Origin of the sequence: Stenotrophomonas sp. VV52 (genome assembly GCF_002893095.1) — a bacterium.
In the GTDB taxonomy this organism is placed as follows: domain Bacteria; phylum Pseudomonadota; class Gammaproteobacteria; order Xanthomonadales; family Xanthomonadaceae; genus Stenotrophomonas; species Stenotrophomonas aracearum.
On record NZ_PKQQ01000001.1, the window covers coordinates 541,963 to 555,264 of the forward strand.

The window sequence follows — 13,302 nt, forward strand, 5'->3', positions numbered from 1 at the left end:
GACCATGGACGCCGAAGTGGCCCCTGTAGCCGACGTTTCCAGTGAGTTCCTCAGGTACCAGTACGAGGTCCTGGGCATCCACTCGTACATGACCTCGCCCGACGTGACGGAAATCTGCATCAACCGTCCGGGCGAGGTGTACCTGGAAACGCGCGACGGATGGCAGCGTGTGGAAGTGCCCACGCTGACCTACGAGCGTGCGCGCCAGTTCTGTACCGCCGTGGTCAATGAAAGCAACACCGGCCAGCGCATCACCGACGTGGACCCGGTGGTGTCGCTGACCTTCCCGACCGGCCAGCGCGCCCAGTTCGTGATTCCGCCGGCGTGCGACGCGGGCAAGGTGTCGATCACCATCCGCCTGCCGTCCAAGCACACCAAGACCCTGGAGCAGTACCAGAGCGACGGGTTCTTCAACCAGATCCTGGAGCAGGGCGCTTCGCTGAGCGAGCAGGACCAGGAACTACTGGCCCTGCGCCAGAACCGCGACTACGCCGAGTTCTTCCGCAAGGCGGTGCAGTACCGCAAGAACATCGTGGTCTCCGGCGCCACCGGCAGCGGCAAGACCACTTTCATGAAGTCGCTGGTCAACCATATTCCGGCCAACGAGCGCCTGGTCACCATCGAGGACGCGCGGGAGCTGTTCATCAGCCAGCCGAACGTGGTGCACCTGCTGTATTCCAAGGGCGGCCAGAGCGCGAGCAATGTCACTGCCAAGAGCTGCATGGAAGCCTGCCTGCGCATGAAGCCGGACCGCATCATCCTGGCCGAGCTGCGTGGCGATGAGGCGTTCTACTTCATCCGCAACTGCGCCTCCGGCCACCCCGGGTCGATCACCAGCTGCCATGCCGGCAGCCCGGAGCAGACCTGGGACCAGCTGGGCCTGATGGTGAAGGCCTCGGCGGAAGGGTCGGGTCTGGAGTTCTCGGTGATCAAGCGCCTGCTGATGATGACGATAGATGTAGTGGTGCATATCAAGGCGCACGCCGGCAGCCGCTACATCACCGGTATTGATTTCAGCCCCGAACGGGCGCTGGCCGCCACGGGGAGGGACGCCTGATGCTGCCTGGACTGGAAATGATGGCCTGCCCGGAAATGGCGGTGTCGATGGACGTGATGCAGCACGTGATCAACGTCGAATCCTCGCGCAATCCGTACGCCATTGGCGTGGTCGGTGGCGCGCTGGTGCGCCAGCCCAGGCAGCTGGACGAGGCGCTGGCCACCGTGCGCATGCTGGAAGAGAAGGGCTACAACTTCTCGGTCGGGCTGGCCCAGGTCAACCGCTACAACCTGGTCAAGTACGGGCTCGACTCGTATGAAAAGGCCTTCCAGCAGTGCCCGAACCTGCAGGCTGCCTCGCGCATCCTGGCCGAGTGCTACGGGCGCTCGGGCAAGGACTGGGGCAAGTCGTTCAGTTGCTACTACTCGGGCAACTTCACCACCGGCTTCCGCCACGGCTACGTGCAGAAGGTGTTCGCCTCCATCGCCCGGCAGCGCGGCAGCATGGTGGCCGCCAACGGCGCGGTGCCCATCGACGTGGTCAGCCGCACCGAGCGTCGCGTGGTCGACGTGGCCCGCCACCCGCAGTTCAGCGGGCCGGCGCAGGGCGTGGTCGGCGCGCGCGTGCAGGGCATGCAGGCCGCCGCGCCTGCATACGCGCAGGCCGCCGTGCCGGTCGACCCGGCGCGTGCCTATGAGGCGTATCCCTCCACCGGCGCCATGGTGCGCCGGGACGTGCTCCGCACCGCCGACGCGGCCTTGTCACGGGTGGTGATGGGCGCGGTGGAACGGGCGATGCCGCAACAGTCAGCGCCCCCTGCCGCGCCGGAACCCATCGCGCTCCCTCCCGGGCATGCCCAGCCGCTGCCGCAGAACACCGCCGGCCCGGTGGTGGTGCGCCCGTGGAGCGAGCGAAACGCACCGGTGGCATTGCCGACGCAGGCCCTGCCTGCACAGGCGATGCCGGTACAGAACGTCCCCGCCGGGGATGCCGCCTTCGTGTTCTGAAGGAACGATCCAGTCGTGTCTGACCCTCAACAAGGAAAATCCACAATGAAGCGTACCCACCTCGACATCGTCCAAGCCCAGCGCTCGCTCAAGACCGCCCTGATGGCCGTCGCCTTCGCCACCGCCGTCTTCGTGCCGGACGTGTTCGCCCAGGCCACCAACTTCGGCGGCACCGACACCAAGGTCTGCGGCTTCTTCTCCAACATCAATGGCCTGCTCAACATCGCCTCGATCGCGGTGGTCACCATCGCGGTGATCTTCGCCGGTTACCAGATCGCCTTCGCCCACAAGCGCATCGGCGACGTGGCCCCGATCCTGATCGGCGGCCTGCTGATCGGTGCGGCTGGCCAGATCGCCAAGATGCTGCTGGGCGACGGCAATGCCAGCTCCTGCCAGACCACCGTCACCTCGATCATGAACGTCGTCCAGTACTACCGTGCATAAGAACGTCTTGTTCCGCGGCTGCACCCGACCGGCGATGTTCCTGGGCGTCCCGTACGTCCCGTTCTTCCTGGTCGCGGGCGGCTTGTTGCTGCTGAGCATGTACATCGACATGCGGCTGCTGGTCACCATTCCGATCGCCATCTTCATCCTCCGGCAGATGGCCAAGCGCGATGAAATGATTTTCCGCCTGATCGGTCTGCGCCTGCAGTTCAAGTTCCGCGCACGCAACCTGGAACAGCACGACGGCATGTGGGTGTTCACGCCCAACCATTACCGCGACAAGCCACCGCCGTCGGCCTGACGGCGGTAAGCAGTACCCCGGGCAGGCGGCCCCCGTCGCCTGCCCGGTGCAGGACACGCGTCATCCCCGCAGCATCCATTGGAACCGGTCATGTTCAGTCCCGACACCTCGATCAGCGAATTCATCCCCCTGTCGTCCCATGTGGCGCCGACGGTCGTGAAGACCACGGGCGGAGACTTCCTGCTGACCTGGCACCTGGAGGGCCTGCCGTTCGTCGGGCGCGAGGACTGGGAGCTGGAACACCGGCACAACACCTTCAACCGCCTGCTGCAGACCCTGCGGGCGCCGGACTTCGTCAACGTGGCGTTCTGGGTGCATGACATCCGCCGTCGCCGCCAGCTCAAGGGCAGCAGCACGTTCGGCCAGCGCTTCAACCAGGACGTCTCCGACCAGTACATGGGCATGCTCGGCTCGCAGCGGATCATGCAGAACGAGCTGTACCTGACCATGATCTACCGGCCGGTGGTGGCCGGTAAGCGCTTCATGGACAAGTCCTCCAGCATCACCCAGCTGCAGGCCGAGCAGGACCAGGCGGTGGCCAAGCTTCTGGAGATGGCAGGCAACGTGGAAGCGGTGATCCGCGACTATTCGCCATATCGCATGGGCATGTACGAAGCCAGGAACGGCAGGGTGTTCTCCGAGACCCTCGAGTTCTTCGGCTATCTGCTCAACCGGGTGGACGAGCCGGTGCCGGTGTTGTCGGCCCCGGTCAAGGATTACCTGCCGATCAGCCGGCACATGTTCTCGGCCAAGACAGGCGACTTCGTGATCAACACGCCCAACGGCGTGAACCACTTCGGCGCCATCCTCAACATCAAGGAGTACGCCGAAGGCACCTATCCCGGCGTGTTGAACGGGCTGAAATACCTGGACTTCGAGTACGTCATCACCCATTCCTTCAGCCCCATGGGCCGCCAGGACGCGCTGAAGGTCCTGGACCGCACCAAGGGCATGATGATCTCTTCCGGCGACAAGGCCGTCAGCCAGATCGTCGAACTCGACCAGGCCATGGACCAGCTCTCCTCGGGCAATTTCGTGCTGGGCGAGTATCACTTCATCATGGCCGTCTACGCCGACAGCCAGGAAAAGCTGTCGCAGAACATCGCCACCACCCGCGCCGAGCTCTCCAACGCCGGGTTCGTGTCGACCAAGGAGGACCTGGCGGTCACCGCCTCGTTCTACTCGCAGTTCCCGGCCAACTGGCGCTACCGCACCCGCCTGGCCAATATCAGTTCGCTGAACTTCCTCGGCCTGTCGCCGCTGCACAACTTCGCCACCGGCAAGCAGCACAACAATCCGTGGGGCGACTGCGTGACCACGCTGCAGACCACCAACGGGCAGCCGTACTACTTCAATTTCCACGCCACCCACCCATCGGAGAACTCGCTGGGTGAGAAGGCCATCGCCAACACCATGGTGATCGGCAAGTCCGGTACCGGCAAGACGGCGCTGATCAACTTCCTGCTCAGCCAGGTGCAGAAGTACGACCCGTCGCCGACCATCTTCTTCTTCGACAAGGACCGCGGCGCGGAGATTTTCGTGCGCGCCTGCGGCGGCAACTACCTGGCGCTGGAGAACGGCCAGGCCACCGGCTTCAACCCGTTCCAGTGCGAGAACAACGAAGCCAACGTGCAGTTCCTGGCCGACCTGGTCAAGGTACTGGCCAACAAGCACGAATACAGCGCCCGCGAGGAAGAGGACATCTTCCGCGCCGTCGAGAACATGCTCGATACCCCCATGCACCTGCGCAGCATGACCAACTTCCAGAAGAGCCTGCCCAACATGGGCGACGACGGCCTGTATGCGCGCCTGCGCAAGTGGACCTCGGGCAACTCGCTGGGCTGGGTGTTCGACAATCCGGTGGACACGGTGGACCTGAGCCGGGCCAACATCATCGGCTTCGACTACACCGACATCATCGACAACCCCGAAGTGCGCGTGCCGGTCATCAATTACCTGCTGCACCGCTTGGAATCGCTGATCGACGGCCGCCCGCTGATCTACGTGATGGACGAGTTCTGGAAGATCCTGGACGGCGAGGGCGGGCTGAAGGAATTCGCCAAGAACAAGCAGAAGACCATCCGTAAGCAGAACGGCATGGGCATCTTCGCGACCCAGAGCCCGGAAGATGCGCTGAAGAGCGACATTGCCGCCGCCTTGATCGAGCAGACCGCCACCCTGATCCTGCTGCCCAACCCCAATGCCAGCCGCTCGGACTATATCGACGGCCTGAAGCTGACCGAGAGCGAGTTCAAGGTGGTCACCGCCCTGGACGAGCGGTCGCGCTGCTTCCTGGTCAAGCAGGGCCACGCGGCCAGCGTATGCCAGCTCAACCTGCGCGGCATGGACGACATCCTGTCGGTGATTTCGGCCTCCACCGACAATATCGACGTGATGCATCGCGTCCTGCTCGACGCCGCCCGGCGCGAGAAGGTCGCGCAGGCCGACCTCACCCCGGACCAGTGGCTCACTGAGTTCTACAGCAAGCGCAAGGGCTCCGGAAAGCCCGCCGGAACCCGCCAGGACGCTGTTGCCTGATTCGATGGAGACCCTTATGGACAACGCCGTGAACGAGAACAAGACCCGTCGCCGCAGTTTCAGCTTCCGGCTGGCAGCCCTTCCGCTGGTGGCCGCGCTGATGTGCAACGTATCTGCGCCTGCCTACGGCATTACGGTGGTGGAAGTTGGTCCGAGCGCGCTCCAGCAGCTGCTGAACCAGATCAACACCTACAAGGCCGAGATCACCGCAGCCGAATCCAAGATGCAGGACGCCGCCGAGTATATCGAGCAGCGCATGCGGTGGATCCGAACGCTCGAGCAGTATGCGCAGGCGCTGGTGGAGGTGCAGGCCGTGCTGAACGATTTCGGCATGCCGAAGGGCCTGAACCTGACCCCGGTCGGCGAGGACTACCTGGTTCGGCAGACCTGTGGCGGCCAGTCGGACTTCAGCCCCATGGGCCTGTTCAAGACCTTTGTGTTCAACCCCCAGGCGGATTTCAAGGAACAGCAGACCCAGATCTGCGTGAACATCCGCATGATGCAGAACCGCAAGTACAACGAAGCGGTGATGTTCATGACCTACTCCGTACCGAAGATGGAGTCGTCACTGAACCGGATCTTCAAGCTGCGCATCCTGAACAACAAGCAGGGCAACGTGCAGGGCACGGACAGCGAGTCGCTGCGCATGGCCAATGACCTGGCCGTGCAATCGCAGATCTGGCAGTCGCGGATGCGCTCCTACGATGCCTACATCGAGGTGATGGAGGCGAACCAGAAGGTCGTGGCGCAGAACGCGCTCAAGGGCGACACGACCAAGAACATCATCGGCGATCTGGTCAAGACAGCGGCCCTGAAGGGCGCGCTCAGCGTCAAGTAATCACGGCCGAATGCAGTAGCAGCATCATCAAGGGATTGTGGAAATGTCGATCAGGTCGATTTTCAATTTTGATTTCTCAGGAAGCTTGCAGGATCTGCTGGGTTACGCGGTGCGTGTCCAGTCGATCGGCGACTTCGTCTTCTTCAAGCTGATCCTGGATTACCTGCGCGTACGCATCAACGACTTCGGTATCGACATGATGGGCCGGATGATGGCCTGGGTGGGCGGGATCGCGCTGGTCCTGATGACGCTGTGGGTGCTGGTCCAGGGCTACCGGATCGTGACCGGACAGAGTCGCGATTCGATGATGGTACTGGTGACCAACATGGCCCGCGCCGCGCTCATCATCAGCGTGGCCACCTCGATGGCCATGTTCGGAAGCAGCGTCAGCAATTTCCTGACCAAGGACGTAGGCGGGCTGATTACCCGCGTGGTCACCGGCGAGAGTGGTACGGCGGAGGACCAGATCGACAAAAGCCTGGCCTGGATGCAGGTGGCGCTGTCCAGCGTCGATGCGATCAAGGTCCTGGACGACGGCGGCCTGCGCGAGGAGAAGACCCGCGCCATGTGGTTCATCGGCCTCGGCACCGGCGGCCCTGCTGTAACGGCCGGTTCGATGCTGCTGCTTTATCAGGTCGCCATTTCGTTGTTCATCGGCTTCGGGCCGTTGTTCATCCTGTGTCTGTTGTTCGACCAGACCAAGCAGTTCTTCCAGAAGTGGCTGTTCTACGGCATAGGCACCATGTTCTCGATGGCGGTGCTGTCGGCGATGGTGTCCATTGCGCTCGACATGGTCATACGTGTATCGGCCGCGTTCTGGACGTCGTCGCTGATCAACAAGTTCCTGCTGACCGACGCCATGTCCGACGGCCTGACCAGCCAGGCCATGCAGCAAGGCGGCATGGGCTTGATCCTCACCACGCTGATCCTGACCGCTCCCCCAATGGCCGCCATGTTCTTCCAGGGAACTCTGGGAAGCTTCATGGCATATTCCCAGATAGGCGGCTCGCCGCTGGCGCAACCTGGTCCGCAGGGCCAACCGCCGGGGTCGTATACGCCGCCCGCGCCGCAGCAGGTCAACACCAGCAATGAAGCTGTCAATACCAGCGTCAACCGGTTCGGCTCTGATGCAACTCCTCCTCCTGCGCAGACTGGCCAGCGCGGACTTGCTGGTTGATCAACTGATTGTCGAGGGCTTCATGAAAAGCACCAAACTGCGCTGGTCCAATCAAATCCGTGGTGAGTGGATACTGGCGCTGATCGCGTCGGTACTACTGTTGTCCATGTCATTTCAAGGAGCGGCAGAAGGACGATGCCCGCCTGGCCAGTATCCGATTGGTGGACAGGGTGTGGGAGGGTGCGCGCCAATTGGTGGTGGCAGTGGTGGCAGTGGTGGCAGTGGTGGAAGCAGTGACCCGGTGCCTACCGGGCGCTGGCATAAGACGTGGGGAGCTGTTGCTTTCTCCAGGTCCGGCGATGCAGGTGCTGTCGTAGGGAAGATGTCGAAGGACGAAGCAGTGGCCGGTGCCATTGAAAAGTGCGCGCAGTGGGGCGCTACCGATTGCAAGGCAGGTCTCACTTTCAAGAATCAGTGCGCGGCGGTGATCCAGGCGGACAAATCGCTTGGTACGAAGCTGGATACTGGCGCGACGAAGGAAATCGCTCTCCAACGCGCCACCGAGTCGTGCAAGAAGGCTGGAAGCTCGAGTTGCACGCAGGTCTACTCTGATTGCAGCATGCCGGCGTTCGAGAAGTTCTAGCGTAGTGACACACCATGCGTGTCAGTGCGATGCCGGACAGGCGATGGGTAGCGCCGGGCTCTGCCCGGCGCGTATCGCACTACTTCATGCATTCATTCATGACGACAGGGCACACCTTCGCGCCTGACGTGATGCATGCGGTCACGGCCAGCTCTTCCGCCTCTTCCTTGGTCTTGCCGCGCCCGCCAAAGCTGGCGACCGGTCCGCCGGTCTTGCCGACTCGGACGGCAGCAGCACATTCGCCGTATGGAACAGCTACAAGCACCTTGCAGTCGCCGCCGCCGCATTTGCTCACCGCCGTGTCGCTGGCGTCCTGCTCGTTGAGTCCCCAGTGGACCGCATAGGCATTGCTGCCCGTACCCGCGGCGATGGCAGTCCACGGCTTCGCCATTCGAGTCATGCCTTCGGCGGCTTCATCCTTTATCCAGGCGCGGGTGGAATCCTGGGACGCGGCAGGTGCGACTGCCTTCATGGCGGTGGATTTCCCACGCCGCTCCGGCGGCTTCGCGATGTATTCGCGGGCGCCGGGGAAGTCGATCAGCTTGGCCGCCGCGACGTCGCCGCGTGCGGTCATGTCGGCCCGGTGCAGGAAGCGGTCTACCGCCCGGTATGCATACTTCCACCCGGAACAGAAAGACTCTTTTGGCGGGCTCTGGCAACTCGAACCGCCCGCCGCAGTGCATGCGTTGACGGCGGTGGTCGCCGCGAGCTCCCGGGTCTCGCCGGGGCCCCAGTACAGGCCCCCCTGCTGGCTGTAGGCGGGTGCCATGCACGAGTTGGCGAACGACAGAACCGGTGAGCAGGTGCCCTTGCATGCCTTCATGGCGGTGAGCATGGTGTCGGACTGGTCCTGGCCATTGAGCTGCACATTCCACGAGCCGTCGTCAGTGCTGACGACAATCACCCCCCACCAGTCGCGGATGGCGTCCTTGCGGATCTTGTCCTTCTCCGCAGCGCGGAAATTGGCCCTGATCTGGGCGGCCGCCGCAGCCTCGGCCTGGTCCACGTACGTCCCTGCCGCCTGATTGCGCATCCAGCCTTCGTAGTTGTTCACGGCCTGGGCATGTCGCCGCTGCTCGGCCTGCGCGCTGTCCTGCGCCATGGCTGGCGAAACAGACAGCAGCAACAGGGCGGAAGCAAGCAAAGTGCGCTTAGAAACAGTAATCAACTTGAGCCTCGCACTGGGTTCCACCGCCGGCTTTGCACTCGGCCAGAGACGCACTTGCCAGTGCGCCAGGCTTGGACGTTCCGGCTTCGGCAACGTTGACGAACAGGGCTCGGACATTGGGCTTCGGCTTCTTGTTCACTGCGATGCCCATGCAATGATTGCGGATCGGAAACGTGACCAGTTCCACACAATCTTTCTGCTTCTGGCTGCATTCCTGCAACGAGCGAATGCGTGCCTCGGCTGCACTCACGCCCAGGTTCTGGCTCACGTCCTGGGCGGCATCGCTGATCGCCATGCTGAAGTACATTTCAACGCCTTTCGGCAGCTGGGCGCTCATCGTGCCCGGCGGAGGAAGGCCGCCCTGTGCTTCCTGCGCCCCTGCCGTTCCGGTAGAAAGGAGAGCTGCTGCGAGTACCAGGCAGAGTCTGCTTCGGTGGATCGAAGTCATCGTCAACAGTAATCCATTTGTGATTGCGAGAACGATAACTGCTGGCGCTGTGAAATGCGTATAGGGGATTACCTACAGCGGTCATCAGACGATAGGGGCGAACCTCGGCTGGGTCACGCCATCCACTTCCACCGTCGCGCAGAACATCTCGTACGGCCTCACCCACAAGCCGTGCTCGCCGTACAACGCGCGGTACAGGACCATCGGTTCCAGCGTCTCGCTGCTGCGGACCACGCCGATCACCTCGTACTCGCCGCCCTTGAAATGGCGGTAGTGGCCGGGGGCGATCTGGGGCAGGGGGGAGAGGTCGGACATCGGGTGCACCACGCTGGGGAAAACCGGATTATCGCAGGATGCCGCTCACGACCGGTCCGCTAGTCGGCATCCGGCTCAAGCGGCGGCCCTGCACGATGCGCCAACACCAGCTGCGTGACTGCCTCGGCGCTCATCGGCCGCGCCAGATAGTACCCCTGCGCCTCGTTGCAGCCCCACAGCCGCAGCAACGACAGCTCGCCCTCATGCTCCACGCCTTCCGCCACCGTTCGGTAGCCGAGCTGATGGGCCAGCTTGATGATCGCCTCCACTTTCAACCGCGCGGTGCGCGAGCGCGCCAGGCCGGTGACCAGGCTCTGGTCTACCTTGATATGACTGATCGGCACTTCGCTCAGGTAGCCGAAATTGCTGTAGCCACTTCCGAAGTCATCGATTGCGATGCGCACGCCGGCCGCCGCCATCGCGCGCAGCTGGGGCAGGGCGGCCGGGTGGCTGTGCAGCCACTGGCCTTCGGTAATCTCCACTTCAATCTGCGTCGGCGCCAGTCCATGCATGCGCAGCCGCTCGGCCATCCCGGTCCACAGCTGCTCGTTGTCGAAATCGCGCGGCGACAGGTTGATCGACATGGCGAAACCCGGCAGCTGCTGCTGCCAGCGCGCTGCCTGCGCGAAGGCGTGTTCGATCACCCACTGGCTCAGCTGCGGCATCAATGCGGTGCATTCAAGTACCGGGATGAACTCGCCCGGGCTGATCGGCCCCAGCATCGGATGGGTCCAGCGCAGCAGCGCCTCTGCCGAAACCGGCTGGTCGTCGTAAAGGTCGTAGCGGGGTTGGTACACCAGGCTGAACTGCTCCTGGGCCAGGCCGCGCGCCGCGTCCGACGCCAGCCGGTAGCGGCGTCGCAGGTGCGCGTCGCGGTCGGCCGAATACCAGCACAGGCATGCGTCGGTGTGCAGCGCATGGTTCAACGCCACCATGCATTTGCGCAGCAGGTCGTTGGCCTCGTCCGGATCGGCATGGAAATCGCACAGGCCGGCATGGAACTGCGGCGACATCGGGATGCTGCCCACCATCAAGGGGCGGCGCATGCGTTCGCGCAGCCGACCCATCAGCGACTCGGTCTGGTCGTGGGTATGGTCGCGCAGCACGAGGGCAAATCGGGTCGAGGCCACGTGGTAGACCTGCACGTCGCCGGCGACGACTTCCTGCACGCGCAGCGCCGCCTGGCGCAACAACGATTCCACCGGTTTCAGGCCCAGCGCCTGGCCGGCGTCGTTGGCGCTCTGCAGGTCGAACGCGTCCAGCAGCACGCCGGTGAAGCGGCTGGCGCCGTCGCGTCGGCTCAGCACGCTCAGATCGGCCTGGAACTGCTGGCGGTTGGGCAGGCCGCTGATCGGCTCGCGTCGCCCGACCGACATGGTCAGCTCCATCTGGTTGACCACGATCCGCGCCAGGGTCTGCAGTTGCCGTTGCTCGTTGACCGACAGTTCGCGCGGCTCGCGGTCCATCAGGCACAACGTGCCCAGTGCGATGCCATTGCGGGTCACCAGCGGGGCGCCGGCATAGAAGCGCATGCGCTCGGGACCGGTCACGATGGGGTTGTCGCGGAACCGCGGATCTTCGCGCAGGTCGCTGATCTGCAGGATGCAGCTGGATTCGATGGCACACGAACAGATCGAGTGGTGGCGGTCGGTGCGCTCCAGTGCGAGCCCGACCCGTGAGATGAACTGCTGCGAGTCGGCGTCCACGATCGAGATCAGCGCGATCGGCGTACCAAACGTAAACGCCGCCAGTTCGGTGATCGGGTCCAACGAACGGCCCAAGGCTGGATCCATCACATTGAGCGCTTCGATCAACGCAATGCGTTCGAGATCCTGGCTGCGGTCGAGCATCCGGTGCGTCCTGTCATACGGAGTACACCGGTACTATCACGCTGCGCTTGCAGAGCCTGTGTGAACGAAACCGTTCAGGTATGAAGCGTTCACTCGGGTGAGCGGATCAATTTGATCAGATGCGGCAACCGATACGGCTTGGCCAGGAACTCGACATTATCCGGGAGGGCAGGCAGCTGGGACCGGGCATATCCCGACGAAAGAATCATCCGCGCGTTGGGCAGGACCGCAGCTACGTGCTCACTGAGCTCAAGACCGGTCATGTTGTTGGGCATGTTGACGTCGCTGAACACGATGTCGAAGTCCGCGAATTCCGCAATCTTCTTTACTGCGTCGTGGCCGTCCTCGGCCGTCTGCACGTCGATGCCGAAATCGCGCAGCGCCGTACCGATCAACTCGCGCAGGTCCGCCTGGTCTTCAACCATCAGTACACGAAGCGGCTCAGACATGGGCGGTTTCCTCCAGGGCGGGTAACAACAAACGGACAGTGGTACCGCGTCCGGGGGCGGTCTGCACATCGACGAATCCATCGCACTGGGACACGAAGCCAAACACCTGGCTGAGCCCAAGCCCGCTGCCCTTGCCAACTTCCTTGGTGGTGAAGAACGGCTCGCTGGCGCGCTCTGCCACGTCCGGCGGCATGCCGCTGCCCAGGTCGGTGACCGAGATGGCCACGTAGCGACGCTGGGTGGGAGTAGCAAGGTCCGGCGCGAGGCGTTGCTCGACCCGGGCGCTGAGGGTGATGGTTCCGCCTTGTGGCATGGCCTCGCAGCTGTTCAGCAGCAGGTTCAGCAGGGCAGTGTGCAACTGTACGCCATCGGTGACGATTCGAGGTAGGTCGAAAGGCACTTCCGTACGCAGTTGAATGTCGGGTGGGCAGGCGCGCTGCAGCGACGAAAGCTGGTCCTGCAGCAGCTGCGCCACCTGCAGCGGCTCGCGGATGAGCGTCTGATCGGCAGAAAACGCAAGCAGCTGGCGGGTCAGCAGTGAACCGCGGTCGGCGGCGGCCTGGGCCAGGTCGGCCAGTTCGCGGGTCCGCGTGTTGGCGGCCGGCTGCGCCGCGATCAGGTCGAGCGCGGTCCCGATGGTGGTCAGCAGGTTGTTGAATTCGTGCGCCAGGCCGCGGGTGAGCCGGCCCACGCCCTCGAACTGCTGGAGCTGTTCACGTGCGCGCTGGGCATCCTGCAGCAGGCGCTGGGCCTGGTAGCGCTCGGTAATGTCCTGGGTGACCTTGACGAAGCCCAGCAGCACGCCGTCCTGGCGCACGGCTTCGATCACCTCGCTGGCGCGGAAGCGTTCGCCGCTGCGGCGCACGCGCCAGCCTTCGCCGACGAAGCGGCCCTGTGCTTCGGCCTGGGCCAGGGTCTGCTGCGGAACCCCCTGGGCGCGGTCATCGGCGCCGTAGAACAATCCGACATGCTGGCCGAGCGCTTCTTCGCCGGTGTAGCCCTTGACCCGTTCGCAGCCACGGTTCCAGCTGCGGATGCGGCCCTGCGCGTCCAGCATGTAGATCGCATGGTCGGACACATGGTCGATCAACAACTGCAGCTGCAGGCGATCATCAGCAGATGGCGCGATGTCGGTGACGGCCTGGACCACGGCGACGGTTCTACTCCCCCGGTAAGGGTCCGAACCG

Annotated in this window: 14 protein-coding genes; 8 read left to right on the top strand and 6 right to left on the bottom strand. The window is 63.6% G+C overall.

The window, feature by feature from the left end:
• Window positions 1–4 precede the first annotated feature (4 nt).
• The 8 genes from virB11 (at window position 5) to C2U58_RS04910 (ending at window position 7,885) form a co-directional block, all read left to right on the top strand.
• Entirely contained in the window at window positions 5–1,057 is a 1,053-nt protein-coding gene (virB11, locus tag C2U58_RS04875) for a P-type DNA transfer ATPase VirB11 (protein ID WP_102944789.1), read from the top strand.
• Window positions 1,057–2,004, top strand: a complete 948-nt coding sequence (locus tag C2U58_RS04880) for a lytic transglycosylase domain-containing protein (RefSeq protein ID WP_102944790.1) — start codon at window positions 1,057–1,059, stop codon at window positions 2,002–2,004. The genes virB11 and C2U58_RS04880 overlap by 1 nt, the downstream gene beginning before the upstream one ends.
• A 45-nt stretch (window positions 2,005–2,049) precedes the next feature.
• Window positions 2,050–2,448, top strand: coding sequence for a TrbC/VirB2 family protein (locus tag C2U58_RS04885; RefSeq protein WP_102944791.1), 399 nt, complete (start codon window positions 2,050–2,052; stop codon window positions 2,446–2,448).
• Window positions 2,441–2,749: a VirB3 family type IV secretion system protein gene (locus C2U58_RS04890; protein ID WP_102944792.1), complete on the top strand. Its 309-nt coding sequence runs from the start codon at window positions 2,441–2,443 to the stop codon at window positions 2,747–2,749. Before C2U58_RS04885 ends, C2U58_RS04890 begins: the two co-directional genes overlap by 8 nt.
• Before the next feature lie 90 nt (window positions 2,750–2,839).
• The gene (locus C2U58_RS04895) at window positions 2,840–5,287 is read left to right on the top strand and encodes a VirB4 family type IV secretion/conjugal transfer ATPase (protein ID WP_102945017.1); all 2,448 of its coding nucleotides are present in this window, start codon (window positions 2,840–2,842) and stop codon (window positions 5,285–5,287) included.
• Window positions 5,288–5,303: 16 nt separating this feature from the next.
• Window positions 5,304–6,125, top strand: coding sequence for a hypothetical protein (locus C2U58_RS04900; protein WP_102944793.1), 822 nt, complete (start codon window positions 5,304–5,306; stop codon window positions 6,123–6,125).
• Between the two features lie 43 nt (window positions 6,126–6,168).
• Window positions 6,169–7,302, top strand: coding sequence for a type IV secretion system protein (locus tag C2U58_RS04905; RefSeq protein ID WP_102944794.1), 1,134 nt, complete (start codon window positions 6,169–6,171; stop codon window positions 7,300–7,302).
• Window positions 7,253–7,885: a DUF4189 domain-containing protein gene (locus C2U58_RS04910; RefSeq protein WP_253256642.1), complete on the top strand. Its 633-nt coding sequence runs from the start codon at window positions 7,253–7,255 to the stop codon at window positions 7,883–7,885. The genes C2U58_RS04905 and C2U58_RS04910 overlap by 50 nt, the downstream gene beginning before the upstream one ends.
• Window positions 7,886–7,964: 79 nt before the next feature.
• On the opposite strand, the gene C2U58_RS04915 is transcribed toward C2U58_RS04910, so the two are convergent.
• The 6 genes from C2U58_RS04915 to C2U58_RS04940 all read right to left on the bottom strand — a co-directional run bounded on the left by C2U58_RS04915 (window position 7,965) and on the right by C2U58_RS04940 (window position 13,265).
• The gene (locus C2U58_RS04915; protein ID WP_146033407.1) at window positions 7,965–9,053 is read right to left on the bottom strand and encodes a DUF4189 domain-containing protein; all 1,089 of its coding nucleotides are present in this window, start codon (window positions 9,051–9,053) and stop codon (window positions 7,965–7,967) included.
• Window positions 9,037–9,501, bottom strand: coding sequence for a DUF4189 domain-containing protein (locus C2U58_RS04920; RefSeq protein WP_102944796.1), 465 nt, complete (start codon window positions 9,499–9,501; stop codon window positions 9,037–9,039). Before C2U58_RS04920 ends, C2U58_RS04915 begins: the two co-directional genes overlap by 17 nt.
• A gap of 84 nt (window positions 9,502–9,585) precedes the next feature.
• On the bottom strand, window positions 9,586–9,816 hold the full coding sequence (locus C2U58_RS04925) for a DUF1653 domain-containing protein (RefSeq protein ID WP_102944797.1): 231 nt from the start codon (window positions 9,814–9,816) through the stop codon (window positions 9,586–9,588).
• Window positions 9,817–9,875: 59 nt separating this feature from the next.
• Window positions 9,876–11,666 carry a sensor domain-containing phosphodiesterase gene (locus C2U58_RS04930; protein WP_102944798.1) on the bottom strand — a complete coding sequence of 597 codons (1,791 nt, stop codon included), beginning with the start codon at window positions 11,664–11,666 and terminating at the stop codon, window positions 9,876–9,878.
• An 89-nt stretch (window positions 11,667–11,755) separates the two neighbouring features.
• Window positions 11,756–12,115, bottom strand: a complete 360-nt coding sequence (locus C2U58_RS04935) for a response regulator (protein WP_102944799.1) — start codon at window positions 12,113–12,115, stop codon at window positions 11,756–11,758.
• Window positions 12,108–13,265, bottom strand: a complete 1,158-nt coding sequence (locus tag C2U58_RS04940; RefSeq protein ID WP_301182348.1) for an ATP-binding protein — start codon at window positions 13,263–13,265, stop codon at window positions 12,108–12,110. Before C2U58_RS04940 ends, C2U58_RS04935 begins: the two co-directional genes overlap by 8 nt.
• Between the last annotated feature and the right edge of the window lie 37 nt (window positions 13,266–13,302).